Annotated in this window: 10 protein-coding genes; 6 read left to right on the top strand and 4 right to left on the bottom strand. The window is 45.2% G+C overall.

Annotation, left to right across the window (positions count from 1 at the left end):
• Positions 1 to 8: 8 nt before the first annotated feature.
• Complete coding sequence (locus tag F6K46_RS28800; RefSeq protein WP_293057348.1) at positions 9 to 3,836, top strand: AAA-like domain-containing protein; 3,828 nt, start codon at positions 9 to 11, stop codon at positions 3,834 to 3,836.
• Positions 3,837 to 3,852: 16 nt separating this feature from the next.
• Here the strand turns inward: F6K46_RS28800 and F6K46_RS28795 are convergent, their stop codons facing one another.
• Positions 3,853 to 4,812 (bottom strand): Rpn family recombination-promoting nuclease/putative transposase, encoded by a 960-nt coding sequence (locus F6K46_RS28795; RefSeq protein WP_293057344.1) that lies wholly within the window; start codon positions 4,810 to 4,812, stop codon positions 3,853 to 3,855.
• A gap of 83 nt (positions 4,813 to 4,895) precedes the next feature.
• Here F6K46_RS28795 and F6K46_RS28790 point away from each other — a divergent pair, with 83 nt between their 5' ends.
• The 4 genes from F6K46_RS28790 to F6K46_RS28775 all read left to right on the top strand — a co-directional run bounded on the left by F6K46_RS28790 (position 4,896) and on the right by F6K46_RS28775 (position 6,391).
• A complete protein-coding gene (locus tag F6K46_RS28790) occupies positions 4,896 to 5,165 on the top strand; it encodes a hypothetical protein (RefSeq protein ID WP_293057341.1) in 270 nt (89 codons plus the stop codon).
• A gap of 42 nt (positions 5,166 to 5,207) precedes the next feature.
• Positions 5,208 to 5,624 carry a XisH family protein gene (locus tag F6K46_RS28785; RefSeq protein ID WP_293057337.1) on the top strand — a complete coding sequence of 139 codons (417 nt, stop codon included), beginning with the start codon at positions 5,208 to 5,210 and terminating at the stop codon, positions 5,622 to 5,624.
• The gene (locus tag F6K46_RS28780; RefSeq protein WP_293057334.1) at positions 5,612 to 5,947 is read left to right on the top strand and encodes a XisI protein; all 336 of its coding nucleotides are present in this window, start codon (positions 5,612 to 5,614) and stop codon (positions 5,945 to 5,947) included. The genes F6K46_RS28785 and F6K46_RS28780 overlap by 13 nt, the downstream gene beginning before the upstream one ends.
• 87 nt (positions 5,948 to 6,034) lie before the next feature.
• Positions 6,035 to 6,391 (top strand): hypothetical protein, encoded by a 357-nt coding sequence (locus F6K46_RS28775; protein WP_229415211.1) that lies wholly within the window; start codon positions 6,035 to 6,037, stop codon positions 6,389 to 6,391.
• Positions 6,392 to 6,479: 88 nt separating this feature from the next.
• Here F6K46_RS28775 and F6K46_RS28770 read toward each other — a convergent pair whose 3' ends face one another.
• The 3 genes from F6K46_RS28770 to gyrB all read right to left on the bottom strand — a co-directional run bounded on the left by F6K46_RS28770 (position 6,480) and on the right by gyrB (position 10,881).
• Entirely contained in the window at positions 6,480 to 6,806 is a 327-nt protein-coding gene (locus tag F6K46_RS28770) for a XisI protein (RefSeq protein ID WP_293057329.1), read from the bottom strand.
• Between the two features lie 61 nt (positions 6,807 to 6,867).
• Positions 6,868 to 7,623, bottom strand: a complete 756-nt coding sequence (locus tag F6K46_RS28765; protein WP_366510703.1) for a type I restriction endonuclease — start codon at positions 7,621 to 7,623, stop codon at positions 6,868 to 6,870.
• A gap of 810 nt (positions 7,624 to 8,433) precedes the next feature.
• Complete coding sequence (gyrB, locus tag F6K46_RS28760; protein ID WP_293057326.1) at positions 8,434 to 10,881, bottom strand: DNA topoisomerase (ATP-hydrolyzing) subunit B; 2,448 nt, start codon at positions 10,879 to 10,881, stop codon at positions 8,434 to 8,436.
• A 202-nt stretch (positions 10,882 to 11,083) separates the two neighbouring features.
• Here gyrB and miaA point away from each other — a divergent pair, with 202 nt between their 5' ends.
• Positions 11,084 to 12,070 (top strand): tRNA (adenosine(37)-N6)-dimethylallyltransferase MiaA, encoded by a 987-nt coding sequence (gene miaA / locus F6K46_RS28755; protein WP_293057323.1) that lies wholly within the window; start codon positions 11,084 to 11,086, stop codon positions 12,068 to 12,070.
• Positions 12,071 to 12,225: the final 155 nt, after the last annotated feature.

The following is a 12,225-nucleotide window of genomic DNA, read 5'->3' as shown; positions in this document are numbered from 1 at the left end:
GGGGGACTTTGACATCACTCCCCATCTCCCCACACTCCCCGCGCCCCCGCCCCACACTCCCCGCGCCCCCGCCCCACACTGTTCCCTGTTCCCTGTTCCCTGTTCCCTATTCCCTGTTCCCTGTTCCCTTTCCAAAAATGACCAATCAACACTCAACAATCTACAAAGTTGGAGGTAGTTTACCTCAGGATGAACCTACTTATGTGACCCGACAAGCGGATGATGAGCTTTATCAAGCATTGATGGCTGGGGAGTTTTGTTATGTGCTCAATTCCCGACAGATGGGTAAGTCCAGTTTGCGGGTAAGAACGATAAAACGCTTAAAAGAAGAGGGATTTGCTTGCGCGTCTATCGATCTGACAGTGATTGGTAAAGAAGACATCACGGTGTCGATGTGGTATGAAAGTTTGATGATGTTATTGGTGGATGATTTCGAGCTTTTCGGAACCTTTGATGAAGACAGTTGGTTAGAGGAGCGTGCTCAAATCTCTCCGGTCTTGTGCTTAAGTAAGTTTATTGAGCAGATAGTGTTAACCAGTATTCCAGGAAAAATTGTTATTTTTCTGGATGAAATTGATAGTATTATTAAAGTTAAGTTTAAAGATGATTTCTTTGCGTTAATTAGAGCCTGTTACAATCAACGAGCGGAAAAGCCAGCTTACAATCGTCTCACCTTTTGTTTGCTGGGGGTGGCAACTGCAGCAGATTTAATTCAGGATAAACAACGCACTCCGTTTAATATTGGTCAGGATATTCAGTTGACTGGGTTTACTTTTCAGGAAGCCAAAGCGCCGTTGGTTCCTGGTTTGGTAGGTAAGGTGGATAATCCTGAACAGGTGTTAGGTGAGATAGTAAACTGGACGGGGGGACAACCGTTTCTGACTCAGCGGTTGTGTCGTTTGGTAGTTCAGACTTGGGAATCGGGCAATAGTCTTTCCCTAGACCAGATCGTGCGTAGGCGGATCATACACAATTGGGAAGCCCAGGATGAACAGGAGCATTTGAAGACCATACGCGATCGCATCCTCAGAAATGAGCAACGGGCTGGGATGCTGTTGGGTTTGTATCAGCAAGTCTTGGATCACGGTTGTCTAGCTGCTGATGGCAGTGAGGAACAGACGGAGTTAAGGTTATCGGGGCTGGTGGTTGAGCGTGATGGTTGTTTGGAGGTTAACAACCGGATTTATGGGGAGGTTTTCAATTCCGATTGGGTTAATCAAGAATTGGCTAGACTACGTCCCTACTCTGAGGCGTTTAGCGCTTGGGTTGATTCTGGGTGTAAGGATGAGTCTTTTTTGTTGCGGGGGAAAGCATTAGACCAGGCGGAACAATGGTCTAGGGGAAAAGCCTTAAGCGATTTGGATTCCCAGTTCTTGAGAGCTAGTCAGGTTTTAGATAAGCGAGAAGTCCAAAAGGATTTGGCGGCTGCTCAGAAAGAGGCTAGTGAAATATTAGCTAAGGCTAAAGAGCAAGCCCAGCGGACCATACGCAGAGGGGGAATTGTACTGGGTTTGTCCTTAATTGTTGCAATAGTGGCTGGTGTCAACGCTAGACAAGAAATACAGCAAGCCAAAACAGGCACGATACTAGAACGACAAGGGCTGATAATCCTACCACAGTTACAAAATAATGTTTACTACGGCACCAGTACAGAAGGAGAAAATCTTTTGTACCAGGCAATGAAGACTGGGGAAGAGCTATTTAACATAGTAAAAGATGGTCGCCCCCTGGATGACTATCCTGCTACTAGTCCTATATATGCCCTCCACCAGAGTATTAGTCAATTCCGAGAACGGGCAGTTCTCAAAGGGCATCAGCGCTCGGTATTAAGTGTAGCCTTCAGCCCGGATGGACAGAGGCTGGCCACTGGTTCACATGACCGCACTGCCAGAATTTGGGACAGAAAGGGCCATGAAATATCTGTGCTCAAAGGGCATCAGGGCTCGGTATTAAGTGTAGCCTTCAGCCCGGATGGACAGAGGCTGGCCACTGCTTCATGGGATGGCACTGCTAGAATTTGGGACAACCAGGGCAATGAATTAGCTGTGCTCACCGGGCATCAGGATGTGGTATGGAGTGTAGTCTTCAGCCCGGATGGACAGAAGCTGGCCACTGCTTCGGATGACAACACTGCTATAATTTGGGACACAAAGGGCAATCAAATCGCCCTGCTCACCGGGCATCAGGATGATGTAACAAGTGTAGCCTTCAGCCCGGATGGGCAGAAGCTGGCCACTGCTTCGGATGACAACACTGCCAGAATTTGGGACACAAAGGGCAATCAAATCGCCCTGCTCACCGGGCATCAGTCTTTGGTATTAAGTGTAGCCTTCAGCCCGGATGGACAGAAGCTGGCCACTGCTTCAGGAGACGACACTGCCAGAATTTGGGACAACCAGGGCAATGAAATTGCCGTGCTCACAGGGCATCAGGACAGGGTAAATAGTGTAGCCTTCAGCCCGGATGGACAGAGGCTGGCCACGGCTTCGGATGACAAAACTGCCAGAATTTGGGACAACCAGGGCAATGAAATCGCCGTGCTCACAGGGCATCAGGACAGGGTATTAAGTGTAGCCTTTAGCCCGGATGGACAGACCCTTGCCACTGCTTCAAGAGATGGCACTGCCAGAATTTGGGACAGAAAGGGACATGAATTAACTGTGCTCACCGGGAATCAGTCCTCGGTAGAGAGTGTAGCCTTCAGCCGGGATGGAGAGAGGCTGGCCACGGCTTCGGATGACAACACCGCCAGAATTTGGGAAAACCAGGGCAATCAAATCGCCGTGCTCACCGGGCATCAAGACAGGGTATTAAGTGTAGCCTTCAGCCCGGATGGACAGAAGCTGGCCACTGCTTCAATAGACAAAACCGCCAGAATTTGGGACAACCAGGGCAATCAAATCGCCGTGCTCACCGGGCATCAGTACTGGGTAAATAGTGTAGCCTTCAGCCGGGATGGACAGAGGCTGGCCACTGCTTCATCCGACAATACTGCCAGAATTTGGGACAACCAGGGCAATGAAATCGCCGTGCTCACCCATCAGGACAGAGTAGATAGTGTAGCCTTCAGCCGGGATGGACAGAGGCTGGCCACGGCTTCAGATGACAAAACCGCCAAAATTTGGGACAACCAGGGCAATGAAATCGCCGTGCTCAGAGGGCATCAGGACAGGGTAGGTCGTGTAGCCTTCAGCCCGGATGGACAGAGGCTGGCCACTGCTTCAATGGACAACACGGCCAGAATTTGGGACAACCAGGGCAATGAAATCGCCGTGCTCACCGGGCATCAGCGCTCGGTATTAAGTGTAGCCTTCAGCCCGGATGGACAGAAGCTGGCCACTGCTTCAATGGACAATACTGTCAGAATTTGGGACAACCAGGGCAATGAAATCGCCGTGCTCACCGGCCATCAGGACAGGGTATATAGTGTAGCCTTCAGCCCGGATGGAAAGACGCTGGCCACTGCTTCAAAAGACAACACCGCCAGAATTTGGGACTTACAAGGCAATCCATTAGCCGTACTCACCGGGCATCAGTCCACTGTATCAAGTGTAGCCTTCAGCCCGGATGGACAGAGGCTGGCTACTGCTTCACGAGACGGCACTGCCAGAATTTGGAAGGTTGAAAGTTTAGGTGAGCTGCTGCGTCGGGGCTGTGACTTGCTGGAAGATTACTTTGTTAGGCATCCTGGAGCTAAGGAGAAGTTAAGGGTATGCGAGGAATCGGGAATCGGGAATCGGGAATCGGGAGTCGGGAATCGGGAGTCGGGAATCGGGAATCGGGAATCGGAACCCACCCCTAACCCCTCCCAGGAGGGGAACGGGAATCGGGAATAGGCAAGAGGCAAGAGTTTCACAACTGATCAATGTCATCCATACTCAACCCAGTATATTGAGCAATATCCTTCAGGGATAACCCTGCGGCCTTCATCTGTTTAACAACCTTTTGTATACCTGCTTGTTCACCTGCTTGTTGACCTTCTTGTCTACCTTGTTCAAGACCCTGTTGGAGACCTTCTTGTCTACCTTGTTCGAGACCCTGTTGGAGACCTTCTTGTCTACCTTGTTCAAGACCTTCTTGTCTACCTTCCTGAATCAAGGTTTGATTAACACTGTACATATCCCGGTAGACTTTCAGACTATCCTGGTACAGGGCTTGCTCTTCAGAGGAGAAATTGGCAATCTCGGCCACCTCAAATAGCTGGGCAAACACATCCCCTTGCAACGGTTCAGGGGGAGCATTACAGCTTGCTAGATGCCTGAATAAAAATAACCACTTATCAAAATGGGTTTCTAATTGATCAACAGATTTAGTAAATTTCGGTAGTTCTACATAGATGAATTTCAACTTATCGTAGAACACTTCACACCGCTGATTTTTTAGTTCTACCACATGCAACAGTTCTGAATCGTGCTTATGGTCATCAAAACTAAAATCCAGAATACCGACGGTGTAGACTGCCGTTAGCTGATAATTCCAATTTCCCTGTTGCGCCTGTTCTTGGATGGGGAAAGTGGCATAGTAGACACTGCGGTCTTTGAAGAACGTTTGTTTTGCCTTTTGCATTTCCACAATGAAGCGTTCACCGGTTGTGCTCTGACAATAAATATCAAAAATTGCTCTTCTGTCCACTAAGGTCTTACCCAAGAACTCTGGATTCTTAATAGTGACATCCTGAATTTGATGGTGAGGAGGCAGCAGCGTATTTAAGAAGTCGATCAACAGTGCCTTATTTGGCTCAGTGCCAAAGACGCGCTTAAAGCCGAAATCCGTGAGCAGATCAATGTATTTATCTGGTAAGGGGAAAACCATATCAAAAATTCAGATCAATCAAAAGGTATTTTTATTAGCTTTAATTTCGTCTATCTCCCTATTGCCTATTGGGGTGCATCTCTTTGATTTTACTAAAAAACTATGCAGCTGTTGCCCCTATTGCCTATTGGGGTGCATCTCAATCCATGCTGTTTGAGCCGGTGGGTGGAATGGGCATCAGGCGTGGAACAGGCTTCCAGCCTGTGGCAATTTTCGGAAGGGTGGTTCCAACACTAGCGGTGCGTTACGGGCCGGGCTATCCCAACACTACCAGGGGGAACATGAGTGCGATCGCGTCTTATCAAGCACCCTACGGCTGTCACGAAATTACAGAGCGTTCCGACTATAATTAAGATAGGCTTTTATTTTGGCACCCACACTTAATAATTTTGAAAATGCCAGCCAAAGATATTTATCATGATACAGTAAAAAATGCACTAATAAAAGATGGATGGACAATTACCAATGACCCTTTAAGCCTTAAAATAGGTAAAAAAGATATCTATATTGACCTAGCGGCTGAAAAATTATTAGTAGCTGAAAAACAAGGACAAAAAATTGCTGTAGAAGTTAAAAGTTTTGTTAGTTCATCAGAAATAGAAGATCTAAAAAACGCCTTAGGGCAATATATATTATACGATAAAGTTCTTAAACGTCAACTTTCAGAACGTCTTCTTTATCTAGCTATTAGAGAAGTAATATTTAACCGCTTATTTACCGAAGAAATAGGACAGATGTTATTAGAAGATAACACGCTGAAAATTATTGTTTTTGACCCGGAAAAGGAGGTGATTGTAAAATGGATAAATTAGAAAACTATCGCCAAATTCTTCGTCAAACCTTAACCCCTTATATTAACATTCATTACTCTAATGTTAACATACGTAACCATGCAGCATTTGACCGAGAAACAGACCAATATTTAATTGTTTCTGAAGGATGGAATAACCAAGAGCATCTTCATAGTTGTTTGATTCATGTCGGAATTATTAATTCTAAAATCTGGATTAAATGTGACAATACTGAAGACGGCATTGCTAATGATTTAGTGGCAGCAGGTATTCCAAAAAGTGATATTGTTTTAGCTTTTCATCCTCCAGATGTTCGCAAATTTACTGATTTTGCTGTTAGTTAAAATCCGGTTAGGTTGCGTGGAACAGGCTTCCAGCCTGTGGCAATTTTCGGAAGGGCACATGATTGATGATCAATTGGTTAATGGTTGATGATTTGCCCACCCTACCCCTACTTACAACCACAAAATGGAGATAAAATGTCCCTAATTCAAGAAGATATCGAACAAACGTTTAGGCAACTCGTTCACCAGTGGCGGGAAGAAACCAGAGGAATTTCATCAACCACTCAAGCAGCTATGCATCCTGCTTATCAACAAATTATTGGCATGGGAAAAGAAGCAATTCCGTTATTATTAAGGGAACTTGAACAAAAATCTGGACGGTGGTTTTGGGCTTTAAAATCCATTACTAGAGAAGATCCTGTTCAAGAAGAACATCAGGGCAATACTCAAGAAATGATCAAAGCATGGCTAAATTGGGGACTCCGTAACGGTTATAAATGGTAGGCTTTGCCCACCAAACCCCTACTGACTTTGATTATTTGCCCACCCTACTACCCCTCACTGTTAGTTAAAATCCGGTTAGGTTGCCCATTTACTTGTCTTCCATCGCAGCAGCAATAAGTTTGCGGACGCTGGGAGAGCGAAATCCTAGTATAATATCTTTGGGAGAAACACCCCGCTCAATCAATTCACTATCGATATAAATCTCAGTACTATTGTGCTGTATCCAGATTTGACCTTCGATCAGCTCAAGATGCATGGCACAGCCATAGATGCGGTACTCATTACGCCATTCGTTGTGGAAAACCAAATAACGATCGCGTTCTCTATCAAAGATAAGTTGGGCATTGATATCATAACTGGCAAAACTTTCTAAAAATTCGCAGGTAATTTGGCGATACTGATCTAATTTATCCATTGGTTAATAACCTCATGATTCGGATCGTAAACAATTAACCGGACTTGATATTAATACTTGATTATTGCTTCACTAATTGATTAAAGCGCTTTAGGATTTTGAGAACCTGCTCCAAGCCTGTCTTATTCCGAAGAGAAAATGAATCTGACTCACCATACTTTGGTGTATTGTCTTTGCTCAGTTTAAGAAAAATAAAATCTGGCCCATTAGTGATAAATCCAAAAGCAGGTTTTTTTGATTCAAGACTCCCTAGCATATAACTTAGTGCTTGGGGGATGCCAACTTCTAGGGAGTAATCGGCTCGTTTGGCTTCGATGACTAATACCCAAAATTCAGGAGTATAGATGAGTAGGTCAAGTCTTCCGGTAATAATTGTTTCTTGATCTTCGGAAGTAATTTCTACGACTTTCTCTGCAGTAATATAAAAGGGAGGACGATAAAAACCAGCTAGTTTCAATAATGGGGAAAGTACTACCATTTTGACGATAGTTTCCACCATTGGACGCTCTGATAAGTGGAGATAGTCTCTCTTTATTTCCTTTAGCTCTTTTTTTTCTAAATCTGTTAGTTCTGGTAACTCATCTTGCCACTCCTGAAAGAATTGCTCATCATCGGTGCGCTGTAAGCCAAACTTTACTCTTAAATCATAGAGGGTAATTTGGTTAGCTGGAATTGCGGTAACCATGGCTTGATTTACTATAAGGGAGTAGGGAGCAGGGAGCAGGGAATAGGGAACAGGGAACAGGGAACAGGGAACAGGGAATAGGGAACAGGGAATAGGGGGCATTGCTGAATTAAGGAATAAATGCGCAATCATCTGGTTTTGTTAAAGCCCCCTAAATCCCCCAATTTTGCGGTGCGACCCAAGGGCGATTTACTCCCCCATTGGAAAGCGCACCGGGAGGGACTTTGAACCTCTTATTCCCCCCAGAATTGGGGGGTTAGGGGGGCAAAACCATACCCAGAATCAGCAACGCCGAATAGGGAATAGGGAACAGGGAACAGGGAATAGGGAAAAAAGCCTGTGTACCTGATTAGACTAAAAACCGCTATATAGCAATTCTATATCCCATAAGGGACAAATTGATCCCCCTAAATCCCCCTTAATAAGGGGGACTTTGAGATTGAAAAGCGTACCTCATAAATGCGAGAAACGCTATAATTTTTTATCCCTACTAATAATAATCATACCAAAACTGTTGTACAGGGTTTTTAATAGCTATGAAGTACACAGAATTTTTCCCTGCTCCCTGCTCCCTGCTCCCTTACTGGTGTATAACAAATGGGTACCCGTTTACCACTAAAGGGTACCCGTTTCCGGTTAACTATAGCGGTTTTTAGCCTAATCAGGTACACAGATTTTTTTCCCTGTTCCCTCTCTTCCCCTCCTGGGAGGGGTTAGGGCGTGTCTTCTTGCCTCGGAGATCCCCCGTTTCCCTTAAAAAAGGGGGACGAGCGAGTATGGCTCCCCCCTTTTTTAAGGGGGGCTGGGGGGGATCATAATCTTGCGGAAAACTTTGAAAACACGCCCTAGGGGTGGGTTCCTGTTCCCTGTTCCCAGATCCGCTGTTCCCTAAAACCAGGAAATTTGTAATTCACCACCTTGAAAACCGCTATAACCTACAGCCTAAATATCTAAATCGGTGAGATTGAGTCGAGCGCCATAGGTTTCAATGAATTGGCGGCGAGGAGCAACCCGGTCTCCCATGAGTACAGTAAAGATTCTGTCTGCTTCAGCAGCATCTTCGATTTCGATTTGCTTCATGGTGCGAGTTTCTGGATTCATGGTGGTGTCCCACAACTGCTGTGGCATCATTTCACCTAATCCTTTGAATCGTTGGATGTTATAGTTAGCGTTTTCAGGAAATTGGCTAATCCGCTCTTGTAGTTCGCGATCGCTATAACAATAGTTATGGTTGCGACCTCGTTCTAGTTTATATAACGGAGGACAAGCAATGTAGATGTAGCCTTGGTCTACAAGGGCTCGTTGATAGCGGTAGAAGAAGGTTAGTAATAAAGTACGGATGTGAGCGCCATCCACATCAGCATCAGTCATTATTACAATGCGGTGGTAGCGTAAATTGGACGGATCGAATTCTTCTCCTTTTATCCCTAGCCCTAGGGCTGTAATTAGGGATTGGATTTCTGTGTTCTTGTAAATTTTGGCATCATCAGTTTTCTCAATGTTGAGGATTTTACCACGGAGGGGGAGAATGGCTTGGAATTGGCGATCGCGTCCTTGTTTAGCACTGTTGTGAACAAACACCCCACTCTCTAAAGCGAAGTTATGGGTATGAGGCACTTCGATATCATAGACATCTACCAATTGTTCTAGGGATTCAATGGAAACAACTTGGTAGTTATAGTTAGCAACAGCTTCACAAACCTGTGTCTGATTACCAGCAACAGCGGAATAGGCTTCTTTGTGTTGGGTTTTGACCTTTGCCTGTTTCCTGATTTCTGCCAGTGGGCGATAAAGAGGCATTAGTAAATCATCAGGAGTCAGAGATACTGCTGGCTTATAACTACCATCTTGCAACATGAAGCGGTGATCGGGAGTGCAAATAATGGTTTCTGAGTTATCTAAGGTAAGTTTGATGACTTTAGCATTGGCTTTGGTCATCCTGGGATTGATAATCCGTTCTATTCCGATGCTGCCGTTATTGGTAATGGTGTAGCAAAAATGCTCTTTACCCATAGCTTGTTCAGCCACAAGTGCTTTGAAGCTCAAAGACCGTCCATCAGCCAGGGCAACCTGTGTCTCTCCAGAAAAACATCCCCCTGCACTATCCCCCTCAACGATAAATATCTCTGATTCCCCTGGGTCCCGAGAACTACAATCGGCTAACTTACCGGGTAAGGGAGAAGACTCTAGTACTGACTTGCGCCGCACTAATTCACGAGCACGACGAGCAGCTTCTGCGGCTTTATAGGCTTGAATCGCTTTTTCTAAGATAGTATCGACTACTTGGGGACGAAAATCCAGGTATTCAGTCAAGACTTCCCCAACTAGGGAATCTACAATCCCCCTTACTTCTGTATTTCCTAGTTTAGTTTTGGTTTGACCTTCAAATTCTGGCTCTGGGACTTTGACAGAAATCACCCCAGTTAATCCTTCTCGGATATTCTCACCACCTAGGTTAGACTCACTTTCTTTGAGTTTATTGCGCTTGCGTGCGATCGCATTCATGGTTCGGGTCAAGACTGTCTTGAGCCCCTCCAAGTGGGTACCACCATCAATAGTGCGAATATTGTTAGCAAAACCCAGCAAATTATCACTATAGGCATCAATGCACCATTGTAGTGCCACTTCCACTTGGATACTTTTGCGTTCCCCTTGTATATAGATAATTTCCTCGTGTAGGGCGTGCTTTTCTCGGTTCATGTAAGCGACATATTCCTGGATCCCTCCTTCGTAGTGATAGGTTTCTACTCTGGGTTCTTCCAGGCGATGGTCTGAGAAGGTAATTTTAACACCAGCATTCAGGTAAGCCAGTTCTCGGAGACGTCCGGATAAGGTAGTATAATCAAACTCAATACCGCCAGTAAAGATTTCGGTATCTGGCTTAAAGTTTACTGAGGTACCAGTGTGGGCCTTTTTATAGGGCTTGACGAGTAGTTCAGTCATGGGCACACCCCGCTCATAGCGCTGGGTATGTTCTTTTTTCTCCCGCCACACCGTTACATCTACCCACTCAGACAGAGCATTGACTACGGAAACACCAACACCGTGCAATCCTCCAGAGACTTTATAGCCGCCGCCACCAAACTTACCACCGGCATGAAGTACGGTCATTACGGTTTCCAGTGCTGATTTCCCTGTGGTAGGGTGGGTGTCCGTAGGAACTCCTCGTCCGTCATCGGTAACGGTTACGGAACCATCGCTATTGATATCAACTTCGATGTGAGTACAATACCCAGCCAGCGCTTCATCGATGGAATTGTCTACAACTTCGTAGACTAGATGATGGAGACCCCTAGGTCCAGTTGTCCCGATGTACATCCCTGGGCGTTTCCGCACCGGTTCGAGACCTTCTAGAACTTGAATCTGATCGGCACTGTAACTACTCGTCATAATCTTTCGGGGTTTTCCGTTAAAAGCTTTGAAAGGCTATGATTCATCAAAAATGATAAAACACCCGAAGATTGTAACACAAAAGCCTTATAGGCGACCACAGCCCATTTTCATAGGTTATTTCTATAGGGGATTAACTATATAGGGTATGATGGTGTCAGTGGGTCAGTGCTCAAGTTAGTCCCGAATGCCACAATGGAAGATGAAACAGCCCTCCGCTCAAAACTCAAAACTCAACACTGAGCACTCAGCAGTAATAGTAATTTGCGGTGCTACAGCTACAGGTAAATCGAGTCTAGGGATAGCATTAGCACAGCGAGTTAGTTCAATAATTCTTAATGCTGATTCTCGTCAGGTTTACCGAGAATTGGATATTGGAACCGCTAAGCCGACACTGGCTCAACAACAGCAGGTACCCCATTATCTGATCGACATCTGTGATCCAACAGAAACCTTAACTGTAGCTGATTATCAACAGCAAGCCCAGGAAATTATAGCTAGCAAACACAGGGAAGACCGGGTAGATCAGGCTGACTTAAACAATAACCCTCTTTTCCTAGTTGGTGGTACTGGTTTATATATCAAATCGGTAGTGCGGGGGTTAAAAATTCCTCGGGTTGCGCCTCAGGAAGATTTGCGATCGCAACTAGCTGCTCTTGGTCAAGCTCAGCTGTATAAATTCCTCCAACAGATTGACCCTGTTGCTGCTCAGAAGATTCATCCCAATGATCAAGTGCGGACATTGCGAGCATTGGAAGTATTTTATGTAACTGGAATTCCGATATCACAGCAGCAGGGAGAAAATCCTCCTAATTATCCAATTCTCCAGATTGGTTTGGAATGTCGGGATTCTGAAACTATTACCCAGCGGATTGCTCAGCGTACTGACCAAATGTTAGCAGCAGGATTTGTGGCTGAGGTGGAAACTATTGTTGAGAAGTATGGTTGGAATTTACCGTTACTGGATACGTTGGGATATCGGGAATTTAAAGATTATCTTGCTGGTAACTTATCCCTTGAGCAGGCCAGAGAGTTAACTGTTGTCCACACTCGCCAATTTGCTAAACGTCAACGCACTTGGTTTAAGGCTTATCCTGAGATTGAATGGTTTGATGCGGATTGTCCTGATTTGTTGGAGAAAGTTTGGGAGCGGATAGAAGGTTTTTTAGAATTGATAATTAAGAATTAAGAATTGAGAATTAAGAATCGGGAATCGGTGGATTGATGAGTTTTTACATTTTGCTTTCGGCAGCTATGAGACAACGGCTGAAGCTTGGAACGCTATCAGTCAGTCTATTCTAACGATTAATCATGGACAGACAGGCATTTATATGCTTATTAACT

It is taken from the genome of Moorena sp. SIO3E8, assembly GCF_010692445.1.
Taxonomy (GTDB): Bacteria; Cyanobacteriota; Cyanobacteriia; order Cyanobacteriales; family Coleofasciculaceae; genus Moorena; species Moorena bouillonii.
The sequence above is the reverse complement of the archived record's forward strand: the minus strand, read 5'-3'. Positions and strand labels throughout refer to the sequence as shown.